Source organism: Azospirillum griseum, from assembly GCF_003966125.1.
Taxonomy (GTDB): domain Bacteria; phylum Pseudomonadota; class Alphaproteobacteria; order Azospirillales; family Azospirillaceae; genus Azospirillum; species Azospirillum griseum.
The window spans coordinates 1-15,775 of sequence record NZ_RXMA01000027.1 but is presented as its reverse complement, the minus strand read 5'-3'; the positions used below and the strand labels follow the sequence as shown (position 1 = coordinate 15,775).

Below are 15,775 nucleotides of genomic sequence, written 5' to 3'. Positions count from 1 at the left end.
GTGAACTCCTGTCCGGGGGGGGTGAGTATTTGTATCCAATTTGTATATTTGAAATGGACGCGCCGTCAAGTTAAGAAGATGGGTATGACGAACGATCCCCCCCGGCGCGGCGGCGGCCCGCAAAAGATCTACGACGCGCTGAAGGCCGACATTCTCAACATGTCGTTGGCCCCCGGTGCCGCGTTGGACGAAACGGACCTGTCGGCCCGCTTCGGCATGTCGCGCACCCCGGTGCGGGAGGCGTTGCAAAAGCTGGTCGCCGATGGGTTGGCGACGACGCTGCCCAACCGCAACACGGTGGTGACGGCGTTGGATTTTGAAAGCGTGCCGCATTACCTCGACGCGCTGACGCTGATGTACCGCGTCACCGGCCGTCTGGCCGCGCTGCGCCGCAAGCCGGAGGATTTGGCGCGGATGCGCGCCGCCCAGGCGGAGTTCGCCGCCGCCGTCGCCGCGTCCGACGCCATCGCCATGCTGGAGAGCAACCGCAATTTTCACTTGGCCATCGCGCAGGCCGGGGGGAACCGCTATTACACCGACCTGTTCGAACGGTTGCTGAACGACGGCATGCGCCTGCTGCGGCTGTATTACCGCAGCTATCAGGACTCGCTGCCGCAAGAGTTCGTGCGCGAACACGACGCGATGATCGCGGTGATCGAGGCGGGCGACGCCGACACCGCCGAACGCCAGGGCGGCGACCACGCCCGCCAGATCGTCGGCCAACTCCAGCGCTTCATCGCCCCGGTTCTGGGGGCGGCGGTCCCGTTGGAGTGAGCCTCTACCCGCTCAACCGTCCGGTTCATCCGACCTTGTCGGATCCCGTCATTCCCGAGTCGTGGGCTAGACGTATAGGGTCGCGCGTGCGCTCTGCGGTCCCTTCATAACAGTTGCGCGTCCAACCGAAGGCTGCGGCAATCTTGTGACGTTTTCCGCCCTGTGTTGACGCTGTTTCGCTCATGGTTGCGTGGGCGTGTGCACGATCTGCACACATCGCCGCCTTTTTCCTTGATCGACTGGTCAGGATTTGGCAACGGTCGCCGCGCCCAAACAAGCATTTCTTGCAAAAAAACCACATGGGCGCCCCCAGGCGGAGAGTTTGACTGTGCTGAAGAATCTGAGCATCACCAAAAAGATCATGGCCTTGGTGGCCTTGATCCTGCTGTGCACCTTCGCGATCATTTATTACAACATGATCAATTTGAAGGGGGCGATGGTGGAGGACAGAAAATCATCTGTCCGAAATGTCGTCGAGACTGCGGTCAGCATCGCAACATACTACCATCGCGAAGCGCAAAACGGGACCTTGCCGGAGGCGGAAGCCAAGGAGCGGGCCAAGAGCACGATCCGCGCGCTGCGCTATGGCAAGGGTGATTATTTCTTCATCTACAACACCAAGGGCGTGACCGAGGTCCATGGGACGCGCAAGGAGTTGGAAGGCAAGCTCCGCCTGGATGAAAAGGATTCCGACGGCTTTGCCTTCCTGCGGCACCAGATCGCCAACGCGCAGGCGGGCGGCGGTTACACGACCTACCGTTTCACAAAACCGAATGGCGGGACCGCGCTGTTCCAGAAAATCTCCTACGACGCGCTGTTCGCTCCGTGGGATTGGGTCATTGCGTCGGGCGTCTATGTGGACGACATCGACGCGGCCTTTGCCGCCGAACTGCAACAGCAATTGATCGTCATCGCCATGGTCGTGGCGGTGATGCTGCTGGCGTCGCTGTGTTTGGGCAAGGCGATCACCCGCCCGATCACCGATCTGGCCAAGGGAATGCGCGGTCTGGCCGGTGGCGACGTCTCGATCCTGGTCGAGGGTGCGGACCGTCGGGACGAAATCGGCGACATGGCCAAGGCGGTCCAGGTCTTCAAGGACAACAGCCTGTCGATGAGCGCCTTGCGCCAGGACAGCGAGCAGGCCCAGGCCCGCGCCGAACAGGAGCGCCGCCAAGGCATGCTGGCGCTGGCCGATGGCTTTGAAACGCAAATCAAGTCCATCGTCGATGGCGTGGCCGCGCAGGCCGGGCAATTGCGTTCGACCTCGTCGGTCCTGGCCGACATCGCCAACCGCGCCACCGGGCAATCCGACGTCACCTTGCGGGCCGCGTCCGACGCCGGGTCGGGCATCCAGATCGTCGCCGCCGCCGCCGAACAGTTGGCGTCCTCCATTCAGGAAATCAGCGCCGAGGTCACGCGCTCGGCCGATCTCAGCCGCAAGGCGGTGGACGAGACCCGCCGCACGGCGGAGATCGTCGATGGGTTGACGGCGGCGGCCAGCAAGATCGGCGACGTGGTCAACCTCATCAACGCGATTGCCAGCCAAACCAACCTGCTGGCGCTCAACGCGACCATCGAGGCCGCGCGCGCCGGGGAAGCGGGCAAGGGCTTCGCCGTCGTCGCGAACGAGGTGAAGGCGCTGGCCGGTCAAACCGCCAAGGCGACCGAGGAAATCAGCACCCAGATCGGGACCATCCAATCCGCCACCCGGTCGGTGGTCAGCGCCATCGACGGCATCAGCGGATCGATCACCAGCGTCAACCAGACCGCCACCACCATCGCCTCGGCGGTGGAGGAGCAGGGGGCGGCCACCCGCGAAATCGCCCGCAACGTCCAGCAGGCTTCGCACGGCGCGCAGGAGGTGGTCAGCAACGTGTCGGGGATGCAGAAGATGGCCGGGGAAACCGGCACCGGTGCCGCCCAGGTCCAGGCCGCCGCCGCCGACCTGCTGGCCCAATCCGAAGCGCTGACCCGCCAGATGGACCGCTTCATCAGCGGCATCCGCGCGGGCTGACGCGGTCGCTCGGGAAGGCCGCTCAGGGATCGACGCTCCCATCGGGTCAAGACGCGGTCTTGGCCCGATGGGAGGCCGATAAGGGCTTGGCAGCGGGTCACGCCGTCGCGTTGGCGTCCGTCGGCGGGTTGACCGGGTTGGGCAGCAGACCCGGGAACAGGTCGTTGATGACGAGAACGATCACCTCCTGCCAGAAGCTGGTCTGGTCATCGTGGATCGCCGACACGCCGATCAGGTCAAAGTAGGCACCGACATGCTGTTCAATCAGCGTGGTGACGAAACCGATCACGGTGGCGATGTCGGTGTTCACCGTGGCACCCGGCAATTCGATGTTTTGAATCGGCGTGTAGGTGACGCCCGCCTTGGCCGCGTGGTTGACCGCCGTGTTGACCAAAGCCGGGATGGTTTCCGCAGCCCCCAGGATCAAATGGCCGTAGATGCAGGGTTTGATCAGTTTCAGCGCGTCGGGGGGCGGCGCGACGTAGGTCGGGAAGCTGTTGCCTTGCAGATGATCCCAGGCGTGCGGAACCACGTCGTAGCTGTTCCACAGATCGTTGTTGAAGGTGTTGGGCAGGGTCGTGCTGTTCGGATCGACATAGGTCGGAAAAACGGTGTTGAAGGCGGTGGCGAAGGTGCCATCCCCCGGAGTCGCCCCGGCGGTCGGCAGGACCAGAACCCGTTCCCAGACCGCTTGCGCGGTCTTTGACGGGTACAGGCTGAAGGCCAGGGTTGGGGAGAGCGCGCCGCCCAGGCTGTGGCCGGTGAAAATCAGCGTCGCGTCGGTCGATGCCACGCTGGCCAGATAGCTTTGCAGCGTGACACCGATCTCGGGAATGGTGGGGCCGTCTTTCGGCGCGGCCTGTGGCATCAGGTTTTGCAGAATGGTGATGCCCAGCTTTGTGCCCGCCGAAATGTTGCCGTAGGTGACGGACGGGTCCAGGGGAGCTCCGACCGGGTTGAAGGGGACCGCGCTGTCGGTCTGGAAATCCTCGTTCAACCAGTCATAGACCGATTGCGGATTGGTGGCGGCGATGGCGACGACGTAGGTGTTGCTGGTGGCGTTGTGCGCCACGAGAATCGCGTTGTCGGCCATCCCGGTGCTGTTCTTCGGCATCAGGATGCCGGCTTCGCTGACCAGGCTGTTGCCGCTGTCCCCTGCGGTGAACACGGCAGGCCCCCAGACAATCGACCAATCGGGCACATAGGCGGAGTAGGTTGACTGCTTGTCGGTGAAATTCGTGTAGAGGATGCCACCCAGGGCGGACGGGGTGCTGTCCTTCGTCTTGGCCGCGGTGTTGGACCACATGGACAGCGAGAACACCTGCTGAAGCAGGGGGAACGGCGTTGCGGTGGTCATGGCGTGATTCTCCCGGATGATCTGGTGAGGCCGTGTGTGGCCGTGCAGTTTTTCAACCGAGTCGCACGATACGAAAGATAATCACGTAAGATTGAGCGAAAAAATCAAGATGTTTGAATTGGATTCAATTGAAACAAGATGAAACAGTGGCGCAAACAAAGGTATGATTTCGAATGAGCAAACAACCTAAAGTAAAATTCTAACCTGTTTGGGCTGCGGTATTGTTATCGGATCAACCTTCTGATGCAAAAGGGGCGGAGGAGACCGATCCTCCGCCCCGCTGCGCGGTGTTCAGGTGATGGAATTACTCCGCCGCCAGCGCCTGCGCCGTGACCGGGTTGCGGAAGCGGGCCAGCAGCTTGGCTTCCTTGGTCTTGGCGGTGGTGACGTTGCGGGCCTTCACCGGGCCGTAGCCGCGCATCTCCATCGGCAGGCTGGCGATCTCCACGGCCAGGGCCAGCGTGTCGGCGGTCAGGCTGTGCAGAACCTCGCCCATCACCGCTTCATACTCGGCGATCAACTGGCGCTCCTGGCGGCGCTCCTCGGTGCGGCCGAACGGGTCGAACCGGGTGCCGCGCAGGCGCTTGCCCTTGGCCAGCAGGCGCAGGACCGGCAGCATCCAGGGGCCGAAGGTCTTCTTCTTCGGCTCGCCGCCATCCTCGCCAACCTCGCCCATCACCGGCGGGGCCATGTGGAAGGTCAGCTTCCAATCGCCTTCGAACTGGCGATTCAGATTTTCCAGGAAACCGCTGTCGGTGTAGAGGCGGGCGACCTCATACTCGTCCTTGTAGGCCAGCAGCTTGAAGTGGGCGCGGGCGACGGCCTCGGTCAGCACCGTGGAACCCGGAACCTTCTGGCCCTCGATCCGCCGGGTCCAATCGACCAGGGCGTGGTAACGGGCGGCGTAGGCGCTGTCCTGGTAATCGGTCAGGAAGCGGCTGCGGCGGTCGATGACCTCCTCCAGACTGGTGGAGGCGCGGCGCTGGTCGAGCAGCAGCGAGGCTCCGCCGACCTCCACCGGGGCGGGCGGGGTGGCGGCGGCCTCGACGCTGGCGCGGTCCACGGCGGCGCGGCGGCCCCACTGGAAGGCGTCCAGGTTCAGCTTGACCGCCACGCCGTTCAGCTCGATGGCCTTCAGGATCGCCGCCTCGCTCAACGGGATCAGGCCCTTTTGCCAGGCGTAGCCCATCAGGAAGGGGTTGGCGTACAGGCTGTCGCCCAGCAGCGCGGTGGCCAGACGGGTGGCGTCCAGCGCATCGACCATGGCGTCGCCGCCGCAGGCCTTGCGGATGTCACCGACCAGATCGCGGACCGGGATCACCATGTCCGGCTGCTTGATGAAGTCGGCGGTGATGGCGTCGTGCGTGTTGACCACGGCGCGGGTGTGGCCCGACCGCATCTTTGACAAGCCGTCGCCCGCCGCCGCGACGACGATGTCGCAGCCCAGAACCGCGTCGGCCCCGCCCGCCGCGATGCGGACGGAATGGATGTCCTCCGGCGTCCGCCCGATGCGGATGTGGCTGGTCACGGCCCCGCCCTTTTGCGCCAGACCGGTCATGTCGAGCACGCCGACGCCCTTGCCCTCGATGTGGGCGGCCATGCCCAGCAGCGCGCCGATGGTGACGACGCCGGTCCCGCCGACGCCGGTCACATACAGGCCCCAGGTCTTGTCAAAGCTGGGCAGGGTGGGGGCGGGCAGGGGGCTGCCGTCCACCGCCTTGGCGGCGGCGGGGGTGGGTTTGCGCAGCTTGCCGCCTTCGACCGTCACGAAGCTGGGGCAGAAGCCCTTGGTGCAGGAGAAATCCTTGTTGCAGGAGGATTGATCGATCTGCCGCTTGCGGCCGAATTCGGTTTCCAGCGGCGTCACCGACACGCAGGAGGATTTGGCCGAGCAATCGCCGCAGCCCTCGCACACCAGCTCGTTGATGACCACGCGCTTGGCCGGATCGACCATCTTGCCGCGCTTGCGGCGGCGGCGTTTTTCGGTGGCGCAGGTCTGGTCGTAGATCAGGACGCTGGTCCCGGCGACCTCGCGCAGCTCCTTTTGCACGCGGTCCAGGTCGTCGCGGTGTTCGACCGTGGTGTATTGCGGCAGGCCGCTGCCGATGCCGTATTTCTCCGGCTCGTCGGTGACGACGGTGATGCGGGTCACGCCCTCCGCCCGCAGGGTGTGGGCGATGGATTGCACGGTCTGGGTCCCGTCGAACGGCTGGCCGCCGGTCATGGCGACGGCGTCGTTGAACAGGATCTTGTAGGTGATGTTGACCTTGGCGGCGATCGACTGGCGGATCGCCAGGATGCCGGAATGGAAATAGGTGCCGTCGCCCAGATTGGCGAAGATGTGGGTTTCGTCGGTGAAGGGAGCCTGACCCACCCACGGCACACCTTCACCGCCCATCTGGGTGAAGGTGTCGGTCTTGCGGTCCAGCCAGGTCGCCATGTAATGGCAGCCGATGCCGCCCAGCGCGCGGCTGCCTTCCGGCACCACGGTGGAGGTGTTGTGCGGGCAGCCCGAACAGAAGGTCGGCTTGCGGATCACGCGGGCGGCGTGGGCCTTCTGCTTTTCCTGGGCGTCGAGGAAGGCGATGCGGTTGGCGAGATTCTCGTTGTCGATGAAGCGCTGCAACCGCCGCCCGATCACCACGGCGATCTGCGCGGGCGACAGTTCACCGGCACTGGGCAGGATCCAGTCCCCGCCTTCGTCGAACTTGCCGACCACCTTCGGGCGGACGTCGGGGTTCCAGTTGTAAAGCTGTTCCTTCAACTGGTTTTCGATGACCGCGCGCTTTTCCTCGACAACGACGATCTCCTCCAGCCCTTCGGCGAAGTGGCGCACGCCGTCGCGTTCCAGCGGCCAGGGCATGCCGACCTTGTAGACGGTGATGCCCCAATCGGCCGCCATCTCCTCGCTGATGCCCAGCTCGTCAAAGGCCTGACGAACGTCGAGGTAGCTCTTGCCGGTGGTGACGATGCCAAAGCGCGGGCGCGGGCTGGCCATCACCACCTGATCCAGCTTGTTGGCGCGGGCGAAGGCGAGGGCGGCGTAAAGCTTGTGCTTCATCAGCCGGTGTTCCTGCTCCAGCGGCGGATCGGGCCAACGGATGTTCAGGCCCCCGGCGGGCATGGGGAAATCGGCGGGGATGATCGGGTTGACGCGCTGCGGGTTGATGGTGACCGACGCCGAGGTGTCCACCGTTTCCGCGATGGTCTTCATCGCGATCCAGCAGCCGGAAAAACGGCTCATCTGCCAGCCGATCAGGCCGTAATCCAAAATCTCCTGAACGCCCGACGGATTCAGCACCGGAATCATCGAATGCATGTAGGCGTGTTCGGACTGGTGCGGGAAGGTCGAGGATTTGGAATTGTGGTCGTCACCGGTCAGCACCAGCACGCCGCCGTGTTTGGAGGTTCCCGCCGCGTTGGCGTGCTTGAACACGTCGCCGGAGCGGTCCACGCCCGGCCCCTTGCCGTACCACATGGCAAAGACGCCGTCGTATTTGGCCCCCTTGAACATGCCGACCTGTTGGCTGCCCCACACGGCGGTCGCCCCCAGCTCCTCGTTCACGCCGGGTTGGAAACGGATGTGGTTCTTTTCCAAAAATTTCCGGGCGTTCCACAGATTTTGATCGAAACCGCCCAAGGGCGAGCCGCGATAACCCGAAATAAAACAGCCGGTGTTCAGGCCGGCCGCCAGATCCCGTTGGCGCTGCAACATCGGCAGGCGCACCAACGCTTGAGTGCCGGTGAGGTAAACGCGCCCTTCGTCCAGCGCGTATTTGTCGTCAAGCGACACGTTTGCCAGTGACACCGGTGCCAGAGCCATCGTCCCCATCCCTTTCAAGCGTCGGCGGTCGGGCTTTATTGCTGGATCGCCGTTCTGTTCGACACGCAAAAAGGTAATAAAGGCTGTCGTATGTGTCCACGCCCCAAAGCGGCCGATCCGCAAAAAGCAACGAACATCCGGCAACCAAGGGTCTTCCGTAACGGACCGTATGGAAACGCCTTCCTTGCGGACATTCCCGCTCTCGGCCTGGAACCCAGGGCATCCATCCTCCGTGAATATGGAGGGTGACTCGGACAATTGGGAGGGTGGTGCAAGCCGACTCCAGTAAATCAGAAAAATCTAATAAAATTGGACTGCATCGCCAGGAGCGCCTATCTTGACAGGCAGCGAACAGGAGGGAGTCGGATCATGGACGGCGGCTGTGGCGGCGGTGCGTGTGGGGGTGGTGGTCGGCAGGGGAGTGGCTCGGCGGATTTCCGTCGGACCCTGCGCACGGCCATGCTGGTCAGCGCGGCGTTGGGCGCGTTCCTGTTGATCGTTGCCGCCCGGACGCAGGCGGTGGCGCTGTGGGCGTCGGCGGTGCTGGCCTTGAATCACGCGGCCACCCATGGCGTGATGCTGGCGACGATGGGCCGTTCGTCGGACGCGCGGGCGCGGTTGTCGCTGCTTCACGGCGTGGGGTTGGCCGCAGCGGTGTTGTGCGTGGTTGTGGTTGCCGGGCGGACGGTTGCGGGATTCGAGCCGCCTGACGCGCCTGTGGCCAGTTTGGCCCTTCTCGCGGCGATGGGGGTCAGCCTGTCCATGGCAACGGTGCTGTTTGCCGGACGGCGTGGCGCGCTGTCGCTGCGGTCGATCTGGTTGTGCGCGCGTGGCGACCTTCTGCCACAAACGGCGGGGTTGGTCGGATTGGCGGGGGTGTGGCTGTTGGTTGACCCGTGGCCCGATGCGGTGGTTGGCGCGTTGGCGGCGGCGGGACTGTGCCCTACGGCCTGGACTCTGTTTCGCGCGGCGATCGGCCAGACGGCCAGCTCCCTGCAAACGCCTCACCGCCGATGATGCGTTTGCCTGCGACGCTCCTGTCGTGGGAAAGCGGGGGTGGTCGAGACGCTGAGCCGGTGCGGATCACCGTGCCAGCCAAGGCGCTTCCGTCCAGAGCTGACGGAATTCATCGTCGCCCCGATGCAGCTCAACCGTGAATTCATTGGGTTCGAGGATGTGCAGGGGCTGGAAGGTTTCTTCCGCAACCTTGCGGAAGCCTGGGTCGTTTGCGGCCTTGAAAATGGCATCCACCAGCTTGGTCTTGATCTCGTCGGGAAGACCTTGCGGTGCCGCCAGCCCGCGCATTGACCCCATCACGATGTTGTATCCCAACTCCTGAAAGGTTGGGACCGACGGAGCCATCGGTGAACGCGCGGTTGCCATGATTCCCAGCACACGGACCGGATCGGATTGCACGCCGCGCAGCGCCTCAGCAATGTTGGTGGCCGATGCGGCGGTGTTGCCGTTCAGCATGGATCGGTAATTGTCGATGCTGGTGGTGAAGGGGATGTGGAGAAACTGGGCTTTGGATTGACGCTGCAGAGCCAGGATCGCCAGATGATCGTCCGATCCGACGCCGGTTGAGGCGATGCTGACCTTCAGCGGGTTGGCCTTTGCGTGATTGACCAGATCCGACAGCGTTTTGTAGGGGCTGTCGTTGCGCACGATGATGACGCCCGGATCCTCGATGATGTTGACCAGTGGGGTCAGGCGGTCGAGCGTGAAGCGGGCGCGCCGCTCGATCGGGATCGTCTGAATCGTCGGGGTGTTGATGAAGCCGATGGTGTAGCCGTCGGGCTTGGCGTCGGCCAAAGCCGCGAAGCCAATTTCTCCGCCCGCGCCTGGTTTGTTCACCGTTATGACGCGGGCACCGTTTCCCAAATGCTTTTCGATAAAGGGAGCCAGCGATCGCGCGGTGATGTCGGTCTGCCCGCCCGCACCATAGGCCACGATCATGGTGATGGGATGGTCCGGATACTCCGCCCGCGCGGCAAGCGGCAGGCTGGCAAGAGCGCCGATCAACAGCACCATCCGACGCAGGCGATCACGCATGTTCAGCTCCCCATCCTTGCAGGGTCAATGCTCCTGCAATTTGCTGCGATTTTTACAATTATAGGCGAATGATGAAAATTTTTGCATTAAATTTAAATGGAGAAACAACAACATTTGAGCAAGCTGCTTTTGGTGGTGCTGTCCCGAAGCGGCTCGCGCTTTTTCTGTATTCGATGAATCGAATGTTCAAGCATGCTCGCCTCCTTTGACGCATTCTGAGCGACGGGCATGATTTTCTTTCAATGGCACGCACGCGCTGTGCGTATGTGGAAGAAAACGTTAAAAAGTCCTTACGGATATGTCCAGTCAGTATTCCCGCGATTCGAAGGGCGCGCAATTGGGGTTGACCTTGACAACCAAGGCGATGGTGTGGCCCAATGTCTGCATGAACGCACTGTCAATGCCCCTCTCTCGTCGTTGGTGGTGGCCCATCCATATCGGGTAGGCCAAACCGTTGCGCGCGCTGACAGAGCGTACAATCAAAGGCCGCCCGGTGTTCCGGGGCGGCCTTTTTCGTTGGTGCAGGACGAATCAAGGGTACGAACGGGAACTCCGGGTGGTGCGGATCGCACAACAGATCGCCCCACAGCCAGACCGCCGGAGTCCCCCATGTTCGCTTCCGACTTTCCGCTTGCCGATCCCCGCCATCTTGATCCGTTGACTTACCAGACCGCTGGCGGGGTGCTGGTTTCCCGCTCGTCCGAGCCGTTGGCACCGACCGACGCGCTGGAGCCGCTGATCGCCGCCCTCGACGACCGGCGCGGCCTGTTGCTGTCCAGCGGGGTGGAGGCTCCGGGCCGTTACCGCCGCCATGCGCTGGGCTTTGTCGATCCGCCGCTGGCGGTGACGGCGCGCGGGCGCAGTGTGCGGGTTGACGCCTTGAACGCGCGCGGGCGGGTGCTGTTGCCGGTGGTGGAACGGGCGCTGGAGGGGTTGGAGGCGCTGGTCGGGGTGGAGCGCGCGCCGGGCCGTGTCACCGCCCTGACCCGCCGCGCCGCCGCGCCCTTTCCAGAGGAGGAGCGCAGCCGCCAGCCATCGGTCTTTTCGGTGCTGCGCGCGCTGATCGCCGCGTTCTCCGCGCCGGAGGATCCGGTGTTGGGGCTGTATGGGGCGTTCGCCTATGACCTTGCCTTTCAATTCGAACCGATCCGGTTGAGGTTGGAGCGGCCCGACGACCAACGCGATCTGGTCCTGTATCTGCCGGACGAGGTGGTGGCGCTCGATCCGGTCGCCGGGGTGGCCCGCCGATTCCGCTATGAGTTCACCGTGGACGGGTGCAGCACCCAGGGCCTGGCGCGGCTTGGCCGCCGCAGCCCCTACCGGCCCGACACCAACGCCCCGGCGGAAGCCGATCACGCCCCCGGCGAGTATCAGCGCGTCGTGGACACCGCCAAGGCGGCGTTCCGGCGTGGCGACCTGTTCGAGGTGGTTCCCGGCCAGACCTTCGCCGAACCCTGCGCCGACAGCCCGGCCACCGTGTTCCGGCGGTTGCGCGCCGCCAACCCGGCCCCGTACGAGGCGCTCATCAATCTGGGGCAGGGGGAGTTTCTGGTCGCGGCCAGCCCGGAAATGTATGTGCGGGTTGGCGGAACGGGGCGGGCGGGGCAGGGACGGGTGGAAACCTGCCCGATCTCCGGCACGGTGGCGCGTGGGGCGGACGCGCTGGCCGATTCGGCGCAGATCCTGACCTTGCTGAATTCGGCCAAGGATTCGGCGGAACTGACCATGTGCACCGACGTGGACCGCAACGACAAGGCGCGGGTGTGCGAACCGGGATCGGTGCGGGTGATCGGGCGGCGGATGATCGAGCTGTATTCCCGCCTGATCCACACCGTCGATCATGTGGAGGGCCGCTTGCGCGACGGCTTCGACGCGCTCGACGCGTTCCTGACCCACACCTGGGCGGTGACGGTCACGGGCGCGCCCAAGCGTTGGGCCATGCAGTTTCTGGAAGACAACGAGAAGTCGCCGCGCCGCTGGTACGGCGGGGCCTTCGGCCGCATCGGCTTCGACGGCGGCATGGACACCGGCCTGACTCTGCGCACCATCCGCATGGTGGACGGCGTCGCCTTCATCCGCGCCGGGGCCACCCTGCTGGCCGACAGCGACCCCGACGCCGAGGACGCCGAATGCCGCCTGAAGGCCGCCGCCTTCCGCGACGCCGTGCGCGGGGTGGTCAAGCCGGTGGCGGTGGCGATTCCGCCGGTGCTGGCGCGCTGCGGGCTGGGCAAGCGGGTGCTGCTGGTCGATCACGACGACAGCTTCGTCCACACGCTGGCCGATTATTTCCGCCAGACCGGGGCGCGGGTGACGACTCTGCGGCACACCCACGCTCGCGCGGCCCTGTGCGAGGATCCGCCCGATCTGCTGGTTCTGTCCCCCGGACCGGGGCGGCCGGAGGATTTCGACGTGGCCGGGACGCTGGTCGCGGCGCTGGATCGGGGGGTTCCGGTCTTCGGCGTGTGTCTGGGCTTGCAGGGCATCGCCGAAGCCTTCGGCGGGGCGCTGGACACCGACGCGCCGATGCACGGCAAGGCGTCCGATCTGCGGGTGCTGGCCGCTGGCGGCCTGTTCGCCGGGCTGCCGGATCGGCTGCCGGTGGGCCGTTACCACTCGCTGGTGGCCCGCCGGGACAGTCTGCCCGCCGCCCTGGAGGTGACGGCGGAAACCGAGGATGGCCGCATCATGGCCCTGGAACACCGCGACCTGCCGGTCGCCGCCGTTCAATTCCACCCGGAATCCATCCTGACGCTGGCGGGCGGGCACGGCCTAGCCCTGATCGGCAACGTGATGACCCGGTTGGCCGGGCGGGCGGTGGCGAAAGCGGCGTGATTGGTTGAGCGATGGGGGAGGGGCGCTGGTCGCGTCCCTCACTCGATCATGCCGAGCGCTTCCTTGTAGAGGTCGAGCAGGGCTTCCTGCTCCTGACGGTCGGCCTTGTCCATTTTGCGCAGGCGGATGATCTGGCGGATGATCTTGGTGTCGAAACCGGTGCCCTTGGCCTCGGCGTAGACCTCCTTCACGTCCTCTTGCAGACCCTTCTTTTCCTCTTCCAGACGCTCGATGCGCTCGACAAAGGATTTCAGACGATCCGCCGCAATGCCGCCGACATCGGACATGGGAACCTCACCAGGAAAAGAGAACATTTGGGAACGGGGGCGGACGATATCGGCGGGCGGGCCGAATGGCAAGCGGCCGATTCCAAAGTCGGCGCGCACCGATGGTTCGATGGTGCGGCCATCGGTGTGCGGCGCAGTGTCGCGCCCTGGGTCTCCGAACCGGCTGACAATAGAACAGAAGGTTCTTGTATGTCCCGGTTTCTTGGTTCTGTGGAAACAATGATACTTATCGGCAAGACGCCCATTCTCTTTGTTGCGATGCGGTGAATTGGCTGGTAGTACCATCACAGTGTTTGACTTCACAAGGTCAGACAAATCCGTCATGTGTACGGACGGTCAATGCCGATCTCCAGGAATCGGCGTGTTCGAGGCAGGGGAGTTGGACATAATGAAAGTCGCCATACCCAAGGAGCGACGTGCGGGAGAACTCCGCGTTGCCGCGTCACCGGAAACGGTGAAGAAGTTGAAGGGGCTCGGGCTTGATGTGGTGGTGGAAAGCGGTGCCGGTCTTGGCTCCAGCCTTCCCGACGCCGCGTTTGAGGCCGCTGGCGCGACGATCGCCGCCGATGCGGCGTCGGCGCTGGCCGGGGCCGACATCGTGTTGAAGGTGCAACGTCCGCTCCTCTCGGGGGAAGGGTCGGACGGGGTGGATGAGCTGGCGCTGCTGAAAAAGGGCGCGCTGCTGTTCGCCATCCTGAACCCGCACAACAGCCGCGACCATGTGAAGGCCTACGCCGCAGCGGGCGTGAACGCCTTTGCCATGGAGTTCATGCCGCGCATCACGCGCGCGCAGGTGATGGACGTGCTGTCGTCGCAGGCCAACCTCGCCGGGTACAAGGCGGTGGTGGACGCGGCGACGGAGTATGGCCGGGCCTTTCCGATGATGATGACCGCCGCCGGAACCGTTCCGCCCGCGCGCGCCTTCATCATGGGCGTGGGTGTGGCGGGCTTGCAGGCCATCGCCACGGCCAAGCGGCTGGGGGCCATCGTGTCGGCGACCGACGTGCGCCCGGCGGTGAAGGAGCAGGTCCAGTCGCTGGGCGGCAGCTTCGTCGCCGTGGAGAACGACGAGTTCAAGCAGGCCGAAACCGCCGGCGGCTACGCCAAGGAGATGAGCGACGATTACAAGCGCCAGCAGGCCGCTTTGGTCGCCGAGCACATCAAGAAGCAGGACATCGTCATCACCACCGCGCTGATTCCGGGCCGCAAGGCCCCGATCCTGGTGACGGCGGAGCATGTCGCCTCGATGAAGCCGGGGTCGGTGATCATCGATCTGGCGGTGGAGCAGGGCGGCAACGTCGAAGGCTCCAAACTGGGCGAAACGGTCGTCACCGCCAACGGGGTGAAGATCGTCGGCCACGCCAACTACCCCAGCCGCATCGCCGAGTCCGCCTCGCTGCTCTACGCCAAGAACCTGTTGGCGCTGCTGACGGCGCTGAACGACAAGGAGAAGGGCATCACCGTCAATTGGGACGACGAGATCGTGAAGGCCATCGCGCTGACCCGCGACGGGGCCGTCATCCATCCCGCCTTCGCCGGTTGAGCGGCTTCGAGGAGACCTTCCGCATGGATCAGAACCAACTCGCCGCCCGGGTCGCCGATCTCAAGGCGCAAGTGGCGGCTCTTGGCCAGCAGGCCGATCTGCTGGCCACCCAGGTCGCCAGCGCGGCGCACCCCGCCGCCGAGGCCGCCGGGCATGGCAGCTTCTTCGTCACCGGCCTGACCGTTCTCGTGCTGGCCTGCTTCGTTGGCTATTACGTGGTGTGGCGGGTGACGCCCGCCCTGCATTCGCCGCTGATGGCCGTCACCAACGCGGTGTCGTCGGTCATCATCGTCGGCGCGCTGGTCGCCGCCGGACCCGCCGGGTTCGGCTTTTCCAAGGTGATGGGCTTCCTGGCCGTGATTCTGGCCAGCGTCAACATCTTCGGCGGCTTCCTGGTGACGCAGCGTATGCTGTCCATGTTCAAGAAGAAGGGCAAGTAAGACCATGGAAACCTTGTCCGCTCTTCTCTATCTGGTCGCGTCGATCTGCTTCATCATGGCGTTGCGCGGCCTGTCCAGCCCGGAAACCTCGCGGCAGGGCAACATCTACGGCATGGTCGGCATGACCATCGCCATCCTGACCACGCTGGCCTCGCCCATCGTCCAATCCTATTGGCTGATCGTGCTGGGCATCGCCATCGGCGGGGCCATCGGCTACGTCGTCGCCAAGAAGATCGAGATGACGGCGCTGCCGCAGCTCGTCGCCGCCTTCCACTCGCTGGTCGGTCTGGCCGCCGTCTTCGTGGCGTTGGCCGCCTTCTATTCGCCGGAAGCCTATGGCATCGGCAGCGCCGGGGCGATCGCCAAGGGGTCGCTGATCGAAATGGCGCTGGGCACGGCGGTGGGTGCGATCACCTTCACCGGCTCCATCGTCGCCTTTGCCAAGCTGCAAGGGCTGGTGACGGGCAAGCCGCTGGTCTTCCCGATGCAGCACCCGCTGAACGCGGCGCTCGGCGTGCTGAGCCTGCTGCTGATCGTCTGGCTGGTGCAGTCGAACTCCACCGTCGCCATGTGGCTGATCATCATCGTGGCGCTGGCGCTGGGCTTCCTGCTGATCCTGCCGATCGGCGGGGCCGACATGCCGGTCGTCATCT

General features: G+C 64.6%; 11 protein-coding genes. 7 read left to right on the top strand and 4 right to left on the bottom strand.

Annotated elements, in window-relative coordinates:
* Nucleotides 1-84 precede the first annotated feature (84 nt).
* Together EJ903_RS21300 and EJ903_RS21295 are read left to right on the top strand one after the other, a co-directional pair.
* Nucleotides 85-774: a GntR family transcriptional regulator gene (locus EJ903_RS21300; RefSeq protein ID WP_246015815.1), complete on the top strand. Its 690-nt coding sequence runs from the start codon at nucleotides 85-87 to the stop codon at nucleotides 772-774.
* A 328-nt stretch (nucleotides 775-1,102) separates the two neighbouring features.
* Nucleotides 1,103-2,788, top strand: coding sequence for a methyl-accepting chemotaxis protein (locus EJ903_RS21295; protein ID WP_246015813.1), 1,686 nt, complete (start codon nucleotides 1,103-1,105; stop codon nucleotides 2,786-2,788).
* A 97-nt stretch (nucleotides 2,789-2,885) separates the two neighbouring features.
* Here EJ903_RS21295 and EJ903_RS21290 read toward each other — a convergent pair whose 3' ends face one another.
* Together EJ903_RS21290 and EJ903_RS21285 are read right to left on the bottom strand one after the other, a co-directional pair.
* The gene (locus EJ903_RS21290) at nucleotides 2,886-4,145 is read right to left on the bottom strand and encodes a lipase family protein (RefSeq protein ID WP_126619241.1); all 1,260 of its coding nucleotides are present in this window, start codon (nucleotides 4,143-4,145) and stop codon (nucleotides 2,886-2,888) included.
* A gap of 304 nt (nucleotides 4,146-4,449) precedes the next feature.
* Complete coding sequence (locus tag EJ903_RS21285; RefSeq protein WP_126619239.1) at nucleotides 4,450-7,968, bottom strand: indolepyruvate ferredoxin oxidoreductase family protein; 3,519 nt, start codon at nucleotides 7,966-7,968, stop codon at nucleotides 4,450-4,452.
* Between the two features lie 369 nt (nucleotides 7,969-8,337).
* Between EJ903_RS21285 and EJ903_RS21280 the strand changes: the two genes are divergently transcribed.
* Nucleotides 8,338-8,985: a hypothetical protein gene (locus EJ903_RS21280; RefSeq protein WP_126619237.1), complete on the top strand. Its 648-nt coding sequence runs from the start codon at nucleotides 8,338-8,340 to the stop codon at nucleotides 8,983-8,985.
* 66 nt (nucleotides 8,986-9,051) lie between these two features.
* Here the strand turns inward: EJ903_RS21280 and EJ903_RS21275 are convergent, their stop codons facing one another.
* Nucleotides 9,052-10,020 carry a tripartite tricarboxylate transporter substrate binding protein gene (locus EJ903_RS21275; protein WP_126619235.1) on the bottom strand — a complete coding sequence of 323 codons (969 nt, stop codon included), beginning with the start codon at nucleotides 10,018-10,020 and terminating at the stop codon, nucleotides 9,052-9,054.
* Between the two features lie 609 nt (nucleotides 10,021-10,629).
* Between EJ903_RS21275 and EJ903_RS21270 the strand changes: the two genes are divergently transcribed.
* Nucleotides 10,630-12,852 carry an anthranilate synthase gene (locus EJ903_RS21270; protein ID WP_126619233.1) on the top strand — a complete coding sequence of 741 codons (2,223 nt, stop codon included), beginning with the start codon at nucleotides 10,630-10,632 and terminating at the stop codon, nucleotides 12,850-12,852.
* A 38-nt stretch (nucleotides 12,853-12,890) separates the two neighbouring features.
* On the opposite strand, the gene EJ903_RS21265 is transcribed toward EJ903_RS21270, so the two are convergent.
* Nucleotides 12,891-13,139, bottom strand: coding sequence for a DUF2312 domain-containing protein (locus EJ903_RS21265; protein WP_126619231.1), 249 nt, complete (start codon nucleotides 13,137-13,139; stop codon nucleotides 12,891-12,893).
* A 388-nt stretch (nucleotides 13,140-13,527) separates the two neighbouring features.
* On the opposite strand from EJ903_RS21265, the gene EJ903_RS21260 reads away from it, so the two are divergent.
* From EJ903_RS21260 to EJ903_RS21250, 3 genes are all read left to right on the top strand, one after another.
* Nucleotides 13,528-14,682: a Re/Si-specific NAD(P)(+) transhydrogenase subunit alpha gene (locus EJ903_RS21260; protein ID WP_126619229.1), complete on the top strand. Its 1,155-nt coding sequence runs from the start codon at nucleotides 13,528-13,530 to the stop codon at nucleotides 14,680-14,682.
* Between the two features lie 23 nt (nucleotides 14,683-14,705).
* Nucleotides 14,706-15,122 (top strand): NAD(P) transhydrogenase subunit alpha part 2, encoded by a 417-nt coding sequence (locus EJ903_RS21255; RefSeq protein ID WP_126619227.1) that lies wholly within the window; start codon nucleotides 14,706-14,708, stop codon nucleotides 15,120-15,122.
* Between the two features lie 4 nt (nucleotides 15,123-15,126).
* The coding region (locus EJ903_RS21250) for an NAD(P)(+) transhydrogenase (Re/Si-specific) subunit beta (protein ID WP_148105293.1) at nucleotides 15,127-15,775 on the top strand (649 nt) is incomplete at its 3' end.

Bases quoted from the DNA above. Each gene is read 5' to 3' on its own strand.
- EJ903_RS21300 (WP_246015815.1), top strand. From the start codon at position 85: ATGACGAACGATCCCCCCCGGCGCGGCGGCGGCCCGCAAAAGATCTAC.
- EJ903_RS21290 (WP_126619241.1), bottom strand. From the start codon at position 4,145: ATGACCACCGCAACGCCGTTCCCCCTGCTTCAGCAGGTGTTCTCGCTG.
- EJ903_RS21285 (WP_126619239.1), bottom strand. From the start codon at position 7,968: ATGGCTCTGGCACCGGTGTCACTGGCAAACGTGTCGCTTGACGACAAA.
- EJ903_RS21280 (WP_126619237.1), top strand. From the start codon at position 8,338: ATGGACGGCGGCTGTGGCGGCGGTGCGTGTGGGGGTGGTGGTCGGCAG.
- EJ903_RS21275 (WP_126619235.1), bottom strand. From the start codon at position 10,020: ATGCGTGATCGCCTGCGTCGGATGGTGCTGTTGATCGGCGCTCTTGCC.
- EJ903_RS21270 (WP_126619233.1), top strand. From the start codon at position 10,630: ATGTTCGCTTCCGACTTTCCGCTTGCCGATCCCCGCCATCTTGATCCG.
- EJ903_RS21265 (WP_126619231.1), bottom strand. From the start codon at position 13,139: ATGTCCGATGTCGGCGGCATTGCGGCGGATCGTCTGAAATCCTTTGTC.
- EJ903_RS21260 (WP_126619229.1), top strand. From the start codon at position 13,528: ATGAAAGTCGCCATACCCAAGGAGCGACGTGCGGGAGAACTCCGCGTT.
- EJ903_RS21255 (WP_126619227.1), top strand. From the start codon at position 14,706: ATGGATCAGAACCAACTCGCCGCCCGGGTCGCCGATCTCAAGGCGCAA.